The sequence below is a fragment of the Streptomyces sp. MCA2 genome (assembly GCF_023544705.1).
GTDB classification, from domain to species: Bacteria; Actinomycetota; Actinomycetes; order Streptomycetales; family Streptomycetaceae; genus Streptomyces; species Streptomyces decoyicus.
In genome coordinates this window covers 39,002-53,666 of record NZ_JAMJFM010000023.1, presented here as the reverse complement: position 1 = coordinate 53,666, position 14,665 = coordinate 39,002, and the positions used below count along the sequence as shown (strand labels likewise).

The following is a 14,665-nucleotide window of genomic DNA, read 5'->3' as shown; positions in this document are numbered from 1 at the left end:
ACCTGAACCACATTCAGCAGTGTAGTGATATCTCGGAACAGGATATGGTGGCAAGCATGGATGACGTCGACCGTGAACTCGTCGCCCTGCTCCAGCAGGACGCCACCCAGGCCTATGCGGCGCTCGGCAAGGCGGTCGGCCTCTCGGCCGGTGCCGCCCATGAGCGGGTCCGCAAGCTCAGGGAGCGCGGAGTGATCCGCCGTACGACCGTGGACGTGGACCCCGCTGCCCTCGGCCGCGGAGTCCTGGCGTTCGTCATGGTCGAGTCCTCGGCATGGATGGGCGATTCGGCCGCCGCCTTCCTGGCCGTCCCCGAGATCCAGGAGGCACATGTGATCGCGGGCAGCGCCTCCGTCCTGGTGAAGGTGCGAACCGCCACCACCGAGGGGCTTCAGGACGTCCTGCGCAGGCTGTATGCGATCGACGGGGTCAGCGGAACCCAGGCGATCATCTCGTTGGAGACCTTCTTCGAGCGCCCGGTCTCCCCGCGGGGGTAGCCGCCGCACGGTGCTCCGGCGGGTGCCCCGGAACCGGCCCGTAGCTGCGTCATCGTCGGTACGGTGGACCTCCGCCACGGGCCTGTGCCCGTCTCTTCGGATTGCGAGATGTCCGATGAACCAGATTGCAGCCGATACCCAATTGGCCGCGGCGGTGGTGGTGCACGAGGCCTGTGTGCTGATCGTGCGCCGCAGCTACCGCGAGCGCTTTCTGCCCGGCGCGTGGGGCGTGCCGTGCGGGAAGCTCGATCGCGGGGAGTCCGCCGAGAGCGGCGCCCTGCGGGAGCTGAAGGAAGAGACCGGAATCCTCGGCACCATCGTCGCGCACACCGGCTCGTCCAGCTTCCTGAGCGACTATCGGGGCCGCCGCGTCCACAACCATCAGGAGAACTTCATCGTCCGCCCGCTGACGCTGGATGTCGTCCTGCCCAGCCCGGATCAGGCCTATCTGTGGGCACGGCCCGCCGAATTGGCCGGGATCGGGGTGGACGCCTACAACCTCGGGGTGATCCGCCAGGCGCTCGGCGGCCGGCTGGACGCGGCCGGGCTCCGCGCCATGACGGCCCGCATCCGCTACCCGGCGCCACCGGTCTTCAGTAGCCCAAAGACCTTGCCAGCGCGTCGAGTTCGGCAAGATAGACGGCCGGCGGCAGCGGAGTCTTGGGCGGCGGACCGGCCCGCTCGGCGCCGCCGGTCATAATATCGCCGCCGCGGTCATCTCCGATGTCCGTGGCGGGGCCGCCGTCCGCGGCGGAGTCGCTGCGCCCGGCCTCGGTGCTCGTGACGTGGCTGCTGTTCCTGACGTACACATCGGTCACCGACCGCTGTGGAGCGGTCTCCAGGAACAGCGTCACCGTCGGCTCCTCGCTCACCACCCGGTGCAGCGTACGGGCGGCCAGGCCGTAGCTCCGGCCGGAGCCGTACTGCTCCGTGCACAGGAGCCGCAGGCGTGCGTCCCCGACCCGCCGCAGCCGCCAGGCGCCGCCGGGGCCGTCGATCGTCTCCCGGTAGACGGTCGCGGGTACGCCGTCCGCGGCCGGCTCGTAGCACTCCATCCGGACGCTTCCGCGCACCACCGCCGAGGCGATCGCGCACCGGTGGTTGTGAATGTCCTCGGGGACCGGGCCGGTCCTGCCGTGCCAGAAATGGACCCGCAGCATGAACCGCGGGGCGCCGGCCAGCAGCAACAGCTTGTCGAAGCCCAGCACATGGCGGTACGAGAGACGGGTGCACTCCGCCAGGTCCAGATCACCGGCGGATAATCGGCGCACCAGCGGACCGAGCGTATCGGGGTGGGCCAGTCGGGCGGTCACCGCGCGCGCCGACTCGGGCGACGGCGGCCCCGGCCCGCCGCCCAGCCGTTCCGCCAACAGCCGCCGGGCTTCCTCGACCTGCATGAGACCGCCTTCCCTTCGCCGACCCCCTGACCGCCCCGACCCTGACCCCTGCCCCTGACCGCCCCGGCGCTGATCACACCAGCGCTGATCACAGCGGCGCTCATCATCCGCCCCGACCGCCGCCATGCCCCTGACCGTCGCGTCCCGTCCCGCCCTGACCCGCCCTGACCCGATCCGAACCGACCCGATCCGAACTGCCCCTGGTCTTCACCGGGCGGGAGCACCACCTGGCCTGGCCCCGCCCCCGCCCCCTCGGAACCCTGCCGTCCGCCTCACGGCCGGTAGACCATCAGCGCATGCCGCCGCAGTACCGACAGGCCCTGGTAGGCCATCCACACCGGGTGCCCCATGGGCCCGTCGTCCCACCGCCACACCCCGCCCCGCTGCATGCCGTGGACCCGCGCCACGGCGGCGGTCAGCTGCGCCTCCCACGCCGCCGGCCCCACTCCCTCGGCGGCGACCTTCCGGGCACCGTCCGTCATCAGCGCACGGGCCACCCACGCGGCCGCGAAATGCCGTACGGACAACAGCTCCTGATGCAGTGGATCCTCTTGGTCCGGCCGGCGTACCTCCTCCTGGCAGTTTTGTAGATCGGCCACCCCGCCCGCCGGCGTCGCGGGGCCGGCCAGCAGCCAGCGCAGCCCCTCCTCGCGCACCGTGCGCTGCCGCTCGTCCTCGCCCAGTACCCGTGCGGCGCGGTCCAGCGCCACCACCGCCCGCGCGGTGTGCGCCGCGGACGGTGCCGGATTGCCCCGGCCGGTGGCCAGCGCCGCGCCCCAGCAGCGGTGATTTCCGCGCGCCGGGTCGGCCGTGGCGCCGTTGACCAGCACCTCGCGCAGTCCGTCCAGCGCGGTGGAGCCGGGCGCGGCGCGCAGCAGCCCGCGCAGCACATTCGTCACGACATAGGTGTTTGCCAGACCCGATGCGTCATGGTCGGGGTTCCACAGCACCTCGCAGGAGCGTATTTCCGCCTCCAGCAGCCGCGGATCGGCACCGGCCCGCGCCAGCGCACCCAGCACGACCGCGGTCACCTCGGGCCGTGCCCCGCTGCCCTGGGAGCGGGCGGCCCACCCGCCGCCGGGAAGCCGCAGCCGCCACAGCGTCTCGGCCACCTGCCCCGCCCGTATGCGGCCGTCGTACGGCGCGATGTCGAGCAGCAGATGCAGCCCGTACGCCGTACCGAACGCCGTCGGATGCACCGGCGGATCGTTCTCCGCGAGGGAGTGCGGCCAGCCGGTGAGCGGTCCGCGTCCGGACACCTCGATCACCGAGAGACCGCGCCGCAGCGCCTGGTATGTGCCGTCCATCAGCTCGGGCAGCGATCCGGCGGGTGAGGGCGCGGGGCCGGGCGGTGGTGCGGCGAGGGCGGCCGCGGCCGCGGCGCGCGTCCGCAGCAGGGCCGCAGCCAGCCACACCACGGCGCCGACCCCGCATCCGGCGGTCGCCGCCACGAAGTACCGCGCCGCCTCGCCCGCGAGGTTCTGCGGCAGGATCCCCAGCAGCGTCTGGAACACGGCGAACGCGGCGGCCGGGACGCCCAGCCGCCCCAGCCAGGTCAGCAGCCGGGACGGCGCGGAGGCGGGCGCGTCGGCAGCGGGCGGCGGTCCGGGATCCGGTACGGGCGAGCGGCCTGTCGCGCCGGAACGCCGTGGTGGTAAGACCTGCCGCAGCACCATCTGCTCCCTCCCCACCCCGGGCGCGCGCCCCCGCACCGCGTGTGCGCAGGGCATCCCGATCAGTGTAGGAATCCCCACTGACAGCGGGGTCGCACACCTGTCGCACTCACTCCCCGCCCACGCCTTCGCTCAGCCCGCCTCCGCCTCTGCCTCCACTTCTGCCTCCGCCTCCGCCTCCACCTCTGCCTCCGACGCCGCTGCCAGCAGAATCACCTCCAGTGTCCGCGGCCCGTGCACCCCCTCCACCCGGTCGAGTTCGATGTCGCTGGTCGCGGACGGCCCGGAGATCCAGGTGAGCGGGCGGTCCGGCGCCAGCCGCGGCAGCGCCTCCGGAACCGAGCCGACCACCTGGCCGGGGACGCGGACGACACAGAGATGATGGTCCGGCACCAGCGTGATCCGGCGTCTGCCCTGGTCGGGGCCGGCGTCCAGGACCAGGGTGCCGGTCTCCGCGATGGCCACCGCACAGCCCGTCAGCACACTGTCCACGGCGTCGAGTTCACGGGGAGTGCTCGATGCGCGGTCCTCGACGAGGGTGACGCCCGTACTGCCGGCCGTCCATGAGGCGTCCAGGCCCGGCGGCACCAGCACCGTCCGCGCCCCGCTCTCCGCCAGCAGCCGGCCGATCAGCCGCGGCAGCCCCTCGGCGTCACTGCGGTGCACGACCGCCCGGTAGTCCGCGAGATTCTCCGCGAGCAGATCGACGTTCTGCGCGCTCGTACGGGACCCGTGCACCCGGTGGTAGTCACGCGCCACCGGCACACCGCCCGGCCCCTCCCCGCGCGGCACATCCACCAGCGCCCGGCGCACCCGCGCCAACACCACGTCCCGGCTGCTCACTCGGCGTCTCCTCGCTGCTCCGACGACGAACCACGCTCCGACGGCATCCCGGGCCCTGACGGCATCCCGGGCTCCGACGACGTCCCGCGCTCCGAAGCCGTACCGTGCTCCGACGTCGTCCCGCGGGTGCGCTGCCACCAGTCGCGGAAGGACTCGGCCGGCACCGCAGGCAGATCGCGCGTCCGTGACCAGGCGCGGCCCGGGCCCGGCAGACGCCGTGGATGCAGCCGACGGGTACGGGCCGCCAGGCGCATTCCGCTGCGCAGCGCGCCCGGGTGGTCGAACCCCCAGGCCGCCGCGCGCATCGCGGCCCGCTCCGCGGCGTGCCCCTTGGCCGGCTTGAGGACGGTGCGCGCCCCGCCCCGGGTGACCGGCCCGCCCTCCACGACCCGCTCCCGCAGATGCACCAGCACCTCGGGGATGTCGATGGCCACCGGACACACCTCGTAGCAGGCCCCGCACAGTGACGAGGCATACGGGAGTGACGCCTCCAACGCACCTTCCGTCCCCCGCAGTTGGGGAGTGAGGATGGCGCCGATCGGGCCGGGGTACGGCGAGCCGTACGCATGCCCGCCGGCCCGCTCGTACACCGGGCAGACGTTCAGACAGGCCGAGCAGCGGATACAGCGCAGCGCCTGCCGCCCGACGGTGTCGGCGAGGGTGTCGGTGCGCCCGTTGTCGAGCAGCACAAGATGGAAGGTCCGCGGCCCGTCACCGTCCGTCGTGCCCGTCCACATGGAGGTGTACGGATTCATCCGCTCGGCGGTGGAGGAACGGGGCAGCAACTGGAGAAAGACCTCCAGGTCCTGCCAGCTCGGCACCACCTTCTCGATGCCGACGACGGAGATCAGCGTCTCGGGGAGGGTCAGACACATCCGGCCGTTGCCCTCGGACTCCACGACGACCAGGGTGCCGGTCTCCGCGACCATGAAGTTGGCGCCGGAGACCCCGACCTTCGCGGTCAGGAACTTCTCCCGCAGATGCAGCCGCGCCGCCTCGGCCAGCTCGGCGGGGGAGTCGGTCAGCCCCTCGGGTGCCGGGCGTCCCCAACTGCCCATCTCCCGGCGGAAGATGTCGCGGATCTCGGAGCGGTTTCGGTGGATCGCCGGGACCAGGATGTGCGACGGGAGGTCGTGGCCGAGCTGCACGATCAGCTCGGCCAGATCCGTCTCGTACGCGCGGATGCCGGCCTCGGCCAGCGCCTCGTTCAGCCCGATCTCCTGGGTCGCCATCGACTTGACCTTGACGACTTCCGTCTCGCCGGTCTCCCGTACCAGCCGGGTGACGATCCGGTTGGCCTCGTCGGCGTCCGCGGCCCAGTGGACCTGCCCGCCCGCGGCGGTGACCGCGGCCTCCAGCCGCTCCAGATAGTGGTCGAGATGGCGCAGCGTACGGTCCTTCACCGCGGCGCCCGCGGCCCGCAGCTGGGCCCAGTCGTCCAGCTCCGCCACGGCCTTGGCCCGCTTGTCACGGATGGTGTGGGTGGCGTGGGTGAGGTTGGCACGCAGCTGGGTGTCGCGGGTGGACATGGCGGCGGCCCGGGGAAAGGCCGGCATGCCCAGGTAGGTGCCGCTCACCGCACGCTCCCTTCCGTACTGGCCAGGATCTCGGCGATATGGACCGGGCGGACCGCCGAGCCCTGGCGGGTGAGGGTGCCGCCGATGTGCAGCAGACAGGAGTTGTCGACCGCGCAGACCGCCTCCGCGCCGGTCCCGACGACGTTGCGGACCTTGTCGGCGCCCATCGCCGCCGAGACGGCCGGGTTCTTCACTGCGAAGGTGCCGCCGAAGCCGCAGCACTCCTCGGCGCCCGGCAGTTCCCGCAGCTCCAGCCCCTTGACGTGCTCCAGCAGCCGCCGCGGCCGGTCGCCCAGCCCCAGCAGCCGCAGTCCGTGGCAGGTGGGGTGATAGGTGACGGTATGCGGGTAATAGGCGCCGACATCCTCCACCTTCAGCACATCCACCAGAAACTCGGTGAGCTCGTACGTCTTGGGCACCGCGACGGCCGCCGCGTCGATGAGCCCCCGGCCCCGCCCCTCGGCGGCCGCCTTCGCCCCGATCCGCGAGTAGTTGTCACGCACCATCGCCGCACAGGAACCGGACGGCGTGACCACGTACTCGTAGTCCCGGAACGCCCGGTCGAAGCGGCGCACCAGCGGCTCGGTGGCATGCCGGTAGCCGGTGTTGAACTGTGGCTGGCCGCAGCAGCTCTGCTCGGCGGGGAAACCGACCTCCACCCCCAGCCGCTCCAGCAGCGCCACCACCGCCTGCCCCGTCCGCGGATGGAGCAAGTCGTTGATACAGGTGACGAACAGTGCTACCCGCACGTTGCCATCTCCTTTCGGCCGCCCCCGGCCTCTGGCGGCCATCCGCTTCCGCGGTACATGATCACCTGGCGGCTCATCCTGCCTCAGCAGCAGGCCAAGGAGAAGAACCAGGAGCGGAGGACCATGTCGAGTGCCGAACACATAGCCAAGGACCAGGCGCCGGACGGTGCCCGCCCGCCGTCACGGCTGCGGCAGCTGGCCGCCGCCTCCATCGGCAACGCCGTCGAGTGGTACGACTGGTACGCGTACTCCTTCCTCGCGGTCTACTTCGCCGGGCAGATCTTCCCCGAGGGCGCGGGCAACTCCCTGGTGCCGCTGCTCTCCACCTTCGCCGTCTTCGCGGTCGGCTTCTTCATGCGGCCGGTCGGCGGACTGCTGATGGGCGCGGTCGCCGACCGCCGCGGCCGGCGGACCGCACTGACCCTGACCATCCTGCTGATGGGCGGTGGCAGCCTGCTGGTGGCACTCACCCCCACCTACGCGGCCACCGGCGTACTGGCGCCCCTCGTCCTGGTCGTCGCACGCCTGGTGCAGGGCCTGTCGGTGGGCGGCGAATTCGCGGCCTCCACGACCTTCCTCGTCGAATCGGCGGGGCCCGGCCGGCGTGGGCTGTTCTCCAGCTTCCAGTACGTGTCCACGACCGCCGGCCAGCTGCTGGCCTCCGGAACGGCGGCGCTGCTCGCGTCCCTGCTCACCGAACAGCAGATGGGGGAGTGGGGCTGGCGGGTGGCGTTCCTCGTCGGCGCGCTGCTGAGCCTGCTGGGCCTGTGGATCCGGCGCGGCGCCCAGGAGACGCGCAGTTCCGAGCAGCAGGCGGCCGACCGCCCCGGGATCTTCGAGGCGCTGCGCCGCCACCCCCGGCAGTCCCTGCTCATCTGCGGCATCACCGCCGGCGGCACCATCGCCTACTACACGTGGACGACCTACCTGCCCACCTACGCGCAGGTCAACGCGGGCTTCGACAAGGGTGATTCACTCACCGTCGGCACCCTCTCGCTCGCCTTCTTCGCCCTGCTCCAGCCGCTCGGCGGCATGCTCTCGGACCGCATCGGCCGCAAGCCGCTGCTGCTGGGGTTCTCGCTGGGCTTCGCCGTCCTGGCCGTACCGCTGCTGCACCTGGTGAGCGACTCGTTCGCCTCCCTGCTGCTGGTGCAGTGCGCGGGCATGGTGCTGCTCACCGGCTACACCGCGATCGCCGCGGCGGTGAACGCCGAAGTGTTCCCCGCGCGGGTACGTGCCGCCGGCATCGGCTTCCCGTACTCGCTCACCGTCGCCCTCTTCGGCGGCACCGCCCCCTACGTCGGCACCTGGTTCAAGCAGGCCGGCCACGCCGACCTCTTCCCCTGGTACGTGTCCGCACTCTGCCTCGTCTCGTTCCTCGTCTATCTGACGCTTCCGGAGACCTCCCGGCAGAAGCTGGAGAAATAGCCCGGAGGACGAGCGCGGGGACCAGGCCCGGGGGACCGCGCTTTGCGGAACACATGAAGGCGCCGCCCGTGGCTCTGCGACACACATGAAGGCGCCGCCCGTCCCGGGACAGGGAGGGGCGGCGCCTTCGGAGTGCGGTCTGTCAGACGAGCCAACCCACGAGGTGGAGTACGTGGGCGAGGAGGGCGGTGAGGATGTCCATCGGAATCTTCTCCTTGAAGTTGGGGGACTCAACTCTCCGGCCCAGCAAGGGGTATCGGCCGGAGACGCGGTAACGGTCTGCATTCCGCCGCTCGCGCCCCGTCATCATTGCCGGTCGCAATGAGTCAATTGAAGCCCTCACCTCTTCGATCATGCTTACTGGGGAACGGGTGATCCTGGGGTGTTTGTTCGCATGGCGAATCGCGTGGCGAATCGCGTGGCGAGTCGCCTGCGGGGTGCGCAGGGGCTGCGTACGGGACGGGCGCGGGCTGCCTGCGGGACGGGTACGGGCTGTGTACGGGACACGCGCGGGTTGCGTACGGGGCGCGAAGGGGACTCGTGGACGGGGGGTCTCGCGGTGCCTCGCCGCGCGGACGGTCCGTCGGCGTTGCCGGACTTCGGGAGCGCCGGACGGTCGAGCGCGCGGACCCGCCCTACGAGACGAGGCTGCCCGCCAACCCGGCCGACTCCGCCTGCCCGTAAGCCGGTTGAGGGTCTTCGGTGAGCAGCCGGCGGATGTCGCCGACCGCCGCACGGCCCGCGCGGTTGGCGCCGATGGTGCTCGCCGACGGTCCGTAACCGACGAGATGGACCCGCGCATCACGCAGCGTACGGGTGCCGTCCATCCGGATACCGCCGCCCGGCTCGCGCAGCCGCAGCGGGGCGAGATGGTCGATGGCGGCGCGGAACCCCGTCGCGTAGAGGATCACATCGGCCTCGACGACACGTCCGTCGTCCCAGACCACGCCCCTGGGCGTGATGCGTTCGAAGAGCGGCAGCCGCTCCAGTACGCCGCTCTCGCGGGCCTGCCGGATCGCCTCGGTCATCGGCAGCCCGGTCACGCTCACCACGCTCCGCGGCGGCAGCCCCCGCCTGACCCGCTCCTCCACCAGGGCGACCGCGGCCCGGCCCTGCGCCTCACCGAACGGCCCCTCGCGGAACACCGGCGGCCGGCGGGTCACCCAGGTCGTGGCGGCCGCGACCGGCGCGATCTCCATCAGTTGCTGAACGGCCGACGTGCCGCCGCCCACCACCACGACCCGTGCCTCGCGGAAGTCCTCCGGCCCCGGGTACCGGGAACTGTGCAGCTGACGGCCGCCGAACGTCTCCTGCCCGGGAAACCGCGGCCAGAACGGCCGGTCCCAGGTCCCGGTGGCATTGATCAGCGCCCGCGTCGCATAGTCCCCCTCCGACGTCTCGACCAGCAGACGTCCTCTCCCAACGGCTCCGACAGGCTCCGACCGTCCACCAGCCCCCGCCCATCCGACGGGCCCCGTCCCTCCACCAGGCCCCGTCCATCCGGCAGGCTCCGTCCACGGGGGACCTTCACCGCCCTCGCGCACCGCCGTCACGCTCACCGGCCGGTGCACCCGCAGTCCGAAGGTCTGCTCGTAGCTGTCGAAGTACGCGCCGATCACTTCGGACGACGGGCGCTGCGGGTCGGCGCCCGTCAGCTCCATGCCCGGCAGCGCATGCATCCCGTGCACCTTGTCGTACGTCAGCGTGGGCCACCGGAACTGCCAGGCCCCGCCGGGGCGCGGAGAGTGATCGAGCACCACGAAGTCCCGGTCCGGTACCCCACCGGCCCGCCGCAGATGAAAGGCGGCGGCCAGGCCGGCCTGCCCGGCACCGATCACCACGACATCGACCTCGCGCACCCCGGTGTAGTTCATGTTTCACCTAACTCGGGGAGGGCTGGATCTCTTCCCGGATCTCTTCCCGGGGGATGCGGCCGGCTTCCGCGACGCGCGGAGCGCGGCGCTGCGGTTCTGTGGGGCGCCGCGGCGGGGCGCAGGCAGGCCGGCCAGGCCGGCCACACCGACCTGCGGACCCGCTCGCCGGCAACGACGGCCGGGCACGCCCCACAGAACTCGCTCGCCTACTACGACGGCTGGGTTGCCCCACGGATCCCGCCCGGCGGCAACCACTGCCGGGTGCACCGCACGGATCCCGCTCAGCGGCCGCCGGCGACCAGCAGCGGCGCCCCGCCCGGTGCGGACGCCGGTCGGCCATGGGCGGCCGGCACTCCGTCCAGCGGAGAGGGCACCGCATCCAGCAGCCCACGGGCGGCGAGCTCCGGCCGTACCCCCTCGCCGAACCAGTACGCCTCCTCCAGATGCGGATAGCCGGAGAGCACGAAGTGCTCGATGCCCAGCGAGTGGTACTCCTCGATCCGGTCGGCCACCTCGGCATGGCTGCCGACCAGCGCGGTGCCGGCACCACCGCGTACCAGGCCGACACCCGCCCACAGATTGGGCGAGATCTCCAGCTTGTCGCGCGAGCCGCCGTGCAGCGCCAGCATCCGCTGCTGCCCCACCGACTCGCTCCTGCCCAGCGCCTGTTGCGCGGCCGCGACCGTCTCCGGATCGAGGTCGTCGAGCAGCCGGTCCGCGGTCGCCCAGGCCTCCTTCGAGGAGTCCCGGGAGATGGTGTGCAGCCGGATGCCGAACCGGACCGTACGTCCCTCCTTCTCCGCCAGCCCGCGGATCCAGTCGATCTTCTGCTTGACCTCCTCGGGCGGCTCGCCCCAGGTGAGGTACACATCCACGTTCCGGGCGGCGACCGGGCCCGCGGCGGCGGACGAGCCGCCGAAGAAGATCTGCGGCAGCGGGTCCGGCGGCAGCGCCGTCAGACCGCCCTCCACCTGATAGTGCTCGCCCCGGAAGTCGAACGGCTTGCCGCCCCACACACCCCGTACGACCTGTAGGAACTCATCCGTACGGGCATACCGCCGGTCATGGTCGAGATGATCGCCGAACCGCTTCTGCTCGGTCGAATCGCCCCCGGTCACCACATTCAGCAGCAGCCGCCCACGCGAGATCCGCTGATAGGTGGCCGCCATCTGCGCCGCCAGCACCGGCGAGATCACCCCTGGCCGGAACGCGACCAGGAACTTCAGCCGCTCGGTGACCTGGGTGAGCGCGACCGTCGTCAGCCAGGCGTCCTCGCACCAGGTACCGGTCGGCGTGAGCACCGCCTCGAACCCCAACTGCTCGGCAGCCTTGGCGATCTGGGCCAGATATTCGATGTCCGGGGCGCGTACCCCGCTGACCGGAGTGATGCGGTCACGCCGGATGCCGCCGTCGGTGTAGGCATGCCGGTCGACGAGGGTCCGCCCGTCGCCGCCGGTCGGAAGAAACCAATGCAGGTGTACGGACATCTCACTGAGCCTTTCCATAGGTACGCGGCGCCGTGCTCGAAGGCGGCAGGCCACCGTTGAAACGGGGATCGACGAACTCCCCGAAGTCGAAGGAGCGGGGAATCAGCTTCAGCGCCGCGAACGAATCGACGATCTGCTGCTCGGAGGCGATGGCGCCCTTGTCCACGGCGACCGTGACCGCCGTTCCCCGGGTGCGCTTGACCGCGTCCAGCGCCACCTTTTCCGGCAGCCCGGTCTCCTTCGCCCAGGCCTTCGACCAGACGTCGGGGTGCTTGAACACCCAGTTCTGCGCCCGCCGCACCCGGTCCGTGTAATCCTTCAGCGCCGCCGACTTCTTCTTGTCGTCCAACGCGGCAGGCGCGGCGACCTGGAAGCCCAGTCCGTTGACGACGCCCTGCCCGGTGGTCAGCACCCGGGCATCGGCCTGGTCCACGGCCTGCGAGGTGTACGGGTCCCACACCGCCCAGGCATCCACCTTCCCCCGGGTGAAAGCGGCGAGCGCATCGGCCGGCTGAAGGTAGTTGAGCGTGACGTCCTTCGGCGTCAGTCCGGCCTTCTTCAGCGTGGCAATCAGCTGGTAGTGCGCGGAGCTGCCCTGGGCGACGGCGATCGACTTGCCCTTCAGCTGCGCAGGCCGCTTGAGCGGGGAGCCCTTCTTCACCAGGACCGCCTCGCCGTCCGAGCTGCTGTGCGTCCCGGCGATCACCTTGATCTTCGACTTCGCCGCGGCGGCGAACACGGGCGGGGTGTTGCCGACCCCACCGACGTCCACGGCCCCGGCATTGACCGCCTCCAACAGCGGCGGCCCCGAGGTGAAGGTAGACCACTTGATCTTGTACGGAAGGTCGTCCAGCTCGCCGGCCGCCCGCAGCAACGCCTCGTAACCACCCTTCTGGTCACCGACGTTGAGGGTGAGCGACCCCTTGCCGTCCGTCCCGCTACCGGCACCCCCGCCGGCCCCCGCGGCCCCCGACGAACCACCGCAGGCGGCCAGCAGCAGGGTGAGCGGGAGCGACAGGGCGGCTGGGGTGATAGGGCGTGCTCTCATGGGGCGTCCGTTTCGTTCTTGGGGTGGGGCTGGGGTGAGGTTGGGGGAGTGGGGTGGGGGGTGGGGTGAGTAGGTGGCTTGTCGTCGGGGGCTGACCTGGGTGGGGATGTGGAGGGGCGCATGCCGGCCGTCAGTTATCAGTTCCGCGCGCCGGTAGTCAGATGGGCACCGGGCACCGGGCGACCTGCCGCGCAACGCCCGCGCTATGGACTGCCGCGCAGCGCACTGCCGAGCAATGCACTGCCACGCAACGCGCTGCCGAGCTAGGCAACTGCCATGCAGTGCGCTGCGGTGTCAGGCCGCGGCGGGGGAGGCCCCGGTCGCGACGGGAGATGCGGCCACCGGCGCGCCCTCCGCATCCACCTCGGAACCTCCACCACCGTCCGCGACCTCCACACCGAGCCGGTCGAGCAATCGGGCACGCAACGCGCCGAAGCGCGGATCAGCGATATCGCGCGGTCGCGGCAGGTCCACCGTGGTCTCGTACGCGATCCGGCCGCCCTCCATCACCAGCGCCCGGTCCGCCAGCAGCAGGGCCTCCTCCACGTCATGGGTGACCAGCAGCACCGCGCAGCCACGCTCCTGCCACAGCTCGGACACCAGGCGCTGGGCCTTGATCCGGGTCAGCGCATCGAGGGCACCGAACGGCTCGTCGAGCAGCAGCAGATCCGGCTCACGCACCAGGGCACGGGCGAGCGACGCCCGCTGGGCTTCCCCGCCGGAGAGCGTCTTGGGCCAGGCGTCCGCCCGGTGGCCGAGCCCGACCTCCTCCAACGCCTCTACGGCGGCGTCGCGTTCCGGCCGTCCCGGCAGCCCCAGCAGCACATTCCGCCAGACCCGCTTCCAGGGCATCAGCCGTGGGGCCTGGAACGCCACGGCCTTGCGGCGCGGCACCAGCACCTCGCCCTCGATCTCCCGGTCGAGCCCGGCCAGCACGCGCAGCAAGGTCGACTTGCCGCAGCCGCTGCGCCCGAGCAGTGCCACGAACTCGCCCCGCCGGATCGACAGTTGGAGATCGTCGATGACGGCCCGGTCGCCGAAGGCACGTACCAGCCCGCTCACCTGCACAGCGGACGCAGGGGCCGCGGAGCCCGGCCGCCGCTCCTCGTGCCGGGTGTCGGTCACTGACCCGTGAACGTCGGTCGCCATTGCAGCAGCAGCCTTTCGAGGGTACGGACGAGAAAGTCGGCGATGAGCCCGAGGATCGCGTAGACCACGAGGCACACCACGATCACGTCGGTGCGGAAGAATTCCCTGGCCTGGTTCATCAGAAAGCCGAGGCCGTCATCGGCGTTGACCTGCTCGCCGAAGACCAGCGCGAGCCATGCGGTGGCCAGCGAATAACGCAGCCCGGTCATGGCACCCGGCAGCGCGCCGGGCAGCACCACATGGCGGATCAGACCCCATCGGCTCAGCCCGAGCGAGTTCCCCGCCTCCACCAACTGCGCATCCACACCACGAATCCCGGCATAGACATTCAGATAGAGATGGAAGGCAACGCCCAACGAGATCAACGCAATCTTGGGTGCCTCGCCGATGCCCAGCCAGATGATGAACAGCGGAATCACCCCCACCCAGGGGACGGACCGCAGCATCTGCACCGTCGCGTCGACCAGATCCTCGCCGAGCCGCGAAAGCCCCGACGCGAGCGCCAGCGCCACGCCGGTCACGCCACCCAACAACAGCCCTACCGCGACCCGTTGGAGCGAAACCAACATCGCCGACGGCAGCGTGCCGTCCGCAACCAGGCCCCCGGCGGTGGCGGCGATGGTCCCGGGCGACGCCAGAATGTCGGCCTCCAGTACACCGCCCGCACTGAGCACCTGCCACAACACCAGCAGCGCGAGCGGCCCCACCGTACGGCGCAACCACCGCGGCACCGTCCACCGACGCCCGGAAACCGGAACCACCCGAGCAAGCTCCAGCCCCTCGGCGCCGGACGCGGATGTCACCCCCGCCTCCACGGCGCCTTTCACAAGGGACGGTTGCTCTGCACCAGCAGCGATATCGGGTGGCGCGTCGCGAGCCACGGCCTGATCGACAGTCATCAATGCTCCACGGGGAGGTGAGGGAGGAAGAACGCAAGAACAGC

At 71.4% G+C, this 14,665-nt stretch carries 13 protein-coding genes; 3 read left to right on the top strand and 10 right to left on the bottom strand.

What is annotated here, in order from left to right:
* Positions 1 to 56 precede the first annotated feature (56 nt).
* Together M8I34_RS20130 and M8I34_RS20125 are read left to right on the top strand one after the other, a co-directional pair.
* Positions 57 to 497: an Lrp/AsnC family transcriptional regulator gene (locus tag M8I34_RS20130; RefSeq protein ID WP_250050813.1), complete on the top strand. Its 441-nt coding sequence runs from the start codon at positions 57 to 59 to the stop codon at positions 495 to 497.
* 115 nt (positions 498 to 612) lie between these two features.
* Positions 613 to 1,197, top strand: coding sequence for an NUDIX hydrolase (locus M8I34_RS20125; protein ID WP_308372464.1), 585 nt, complete (start codon positions 613 to 615; stop codon positions 1,195 to 1,197).
* Here M8I34_RS20125 and M8I34_RS20120 read toward each other — a convergent pair.
* The 5 genes from M8I34_RS20120 to M8I34_RS20100 all read right to left on the bottom strand — a co-directional run bounded on the left by M8I34_RS20120 (position 1,091) and on the right by M8I34_RS20100 (position 6,736).
* Positions 1,091 to 1,894: a hypothetical protein gene (locus tag M8I34_RS20120; RefSeq protein WP_250050812.1), complete on the bottom strand. Its 804-nt coding sequence runs from the start codon at positions 1,892 to 1,894 to the stop codon at positions 1,091 to 1,093. The genes M8I34_RS20125 and M8I34_RS20120 overlap by 107 nt on opposite strands.
* 272 nt (positions 1,895 to 2,166) lie before the next feature.
* Positions 2,167 to 3,624 carry a hypothetical protein gene (locus M8I34_RS20115; protein WP_250050811.1) on the bottom strand — a complete coding sequence of 486 codons (1,458 nt, stop codon included), beginning with the start codon at positions 3,622 to 3,624 and terminating at the stop codon, positions 2,167 to 2,169.
* 75 nt (positions 3,625 to 3,699) lie between these two features.
* Complete coding sequence (locus tag M8I34_RS20110; protein WP_250050810.1) at positions 3,700 to 4,410, bottom strand: lactate utilization protein C; 711 nt, start codon at positions 4,408 to 4,410, stop codon at positions 3,700 to 3,702.
* Positions 4,407 to 5,987, bottom strand: a complete 1,581-nt coding sequence (locus M8I34_RS20105; protein WP_250050809.1) for a lactate utilization protein B — start codon at positions 5,985 to 5,987, stop codon at positions 4,407 to 4,409. Before M8I34_RS20105 ends, M8I34_RS20110 begins: the two co-directional genes overlap by 4 nt.
* On the bottom strand, positions 5,984 to 6,736 hold the full coding sequence (locus M8I34_RS20100; RefSeq protein WP_250050808.1) for a (Fe-S)-binding protein: 753 nt from the start codon (positions 6,734 to 6,736) through the stop codon (positions 5,984 to 5,986). The genes M8I34_RS20105 and M8I34_RS20100 overlap by 4 nt, the downstream gene beginning before the upstream one ends.
* Before the next feature lie 123 nt (positions 6,737 to 6,859).
* Here M8I34_RS20100 and M8I34_RS20095 point away from each other — a divergent pair, with 123 nt between their 5' ends.
* Entirely contained in the window at positions 6,860 to 8,164 is a 1,305-nt protein-coding gene (locus tag M8I34_RS20095; protein WP_250050909.1) for an MFS transporter, read from the top strand.
* Positions 8,165 to 8,799: 635 nt separating this feature from the next.
* Here the strand turns inward: M8I34_RS20095 and M8I34_RS20090 are convergent.
* The 5 genes from M8I34_RS20090 to M8I34_RS20070 form a co-directional block, all read right to left on the bottom strand.
* Entirely contained in the window at positions 8,800 to 10,038 is a 1,239-nt protein-coding gene (locus tag M8I34_RS20090) for an NAD(P)-binding domain-containing protein (protein ID WP_250050807.1), read from the bottom strand.
* A gap of 281 nt (positions 10,039 to 10,319) precedes the next feature.
* Positions 10,320 to 11,525 carry an LLM class flavin-dependent oxidoreductase gene (locus M8I34_RS20085; protein ID WP_250050806.1) on the bottom strand — a complete coding sequence of 402 codons (1,206 nt, stop codon included), beginning with the start codon at positions 11,523 to 11,525 and terminating at the stop codon, positions 10,320 to 10,322.
* 1 nt (position 11,526) lies between these two features.
* Positions 11,527 to 12,573 carry an ABC transporter substrate-binding protein gene (locus M8I34_RS20080; RefSeq protein WP_250050805.1) on the bottom strand — a complete coding sequence of 349 codons (1,047 nt, stop codon included), beginning with the start codon at positions 12,571 to 12,573 and terminating at the stop codon, positions 11,527 to 11,529.
* 294 nt (positions 12,574 to 12,867) lie between these two features.
* Positions 12,868 to 13,722: an ABC transporter ATP-binding protein gene (locus M8I34_RS20075; protein ID WP_250050804.1), complete on the bottom strand. Its 855-nt coding sequence runs from the start codon at positions 13,720 to 13,722 to the stop codon at positions 12,868 to 12,870.
* Positions 13,695 to 14,621 carry an ABC transporter permease gene (locus M8I34_RS20070; RefSeq protein ID WP_250050803.1) on the bottom strand — a complete coding sequence of 309 codons (927 nt, stop codon included), beginning with the start codon at positions 14,619 to 14,621 and terminating at the stop codon, positions 13,695 to 13,697. The genes M8I34_RS20075 and M8I34_RS20070 overlap by 28 nt, the downstream gene beginning before the upstream one ends.
* Between the last annotated feature and the right edge of the window lie 44 nt (positions 14,622 to 14,665).

What these genes read in the sequence shown, in the direction of transcription:
- M8I34_RS20095 (WP_250050909.1), top strand. Translation starts at nt 6,860, where the DNA reads ATGTCGAGTGCCGAACACATAGCCAAGGACCAGGCGCCGGACGGTGCC.
- M8I34_RS20075 (WP_250050804.1), bottom strand. Translation starts at nt 13,722, where the DNA reads ATGGCGACCGACGTTCACGGGTCAGTGACCGACACCCGGCACGAGGAG.
- M8I34_RS20090 (WP_250050807.1), bottom strand. Translation starts at nt 10,038, where the DNA reads ATGAACTACACCGGGGTGCGCGAGGTCGATGTCGTGGTGATCGGTGCC.
- M8I34_RS20085 (WP_250050806.1), bottom strand. Translation starts at nt 11,525, where the DNA reads ATGTCCGTACACCTGCATTGGTTTCTTCCGACCGGCGGCGACGGGCGG.
- M8I34_RS20115 (WP_250050811.1), bottom strand. Translation starts at nt 3,624, where the DNA reads ATGCCCTGCGCACACGCGGTGCGGGGGCGCGCGCCCGGGGTGGGGAGG.
- M8I34_RS20130 (WP_250050813.1), top strand. Translation starts at nt 57, where the DNA reads ATGGATGACGTCGACCGTGAACTCGTCGCCCTGCTCCAGCAGGACGCC.
- M8I34_RS20120 (WP_250050812.1), bottom strand. Translation starts at nt 1,894, where the DNA reads ATGCAGGTCGAGGAAGCCCGGCGGCTGTTGGCGGAACGGCTGGGCGGC.
- M8I34_RS20080 (WP_250050805.1), bottom strand. Translation starts at nt 12,573, where the DNA reads ATGAGAGCACGCCCTATCACCCCAGCCGCCCTGTCGCTCCCGCTCACC.
- M8I34_RS20125 (WP_308372464.1), top strand. Translation starts at nt 613, where the DNA reads ATGAACCAGATTGCAGCCGATACCCAATTGGCCGCGGCGGTGGTGGTG.
- M8I34_RS20070 (WP_250050803.1), bottom strand. Translation starts at nt 14,621, where the DNA reads ATGACTGTCGATCAGGCCGTGGCTCGCGACGCGCCACCCGATATCGCT.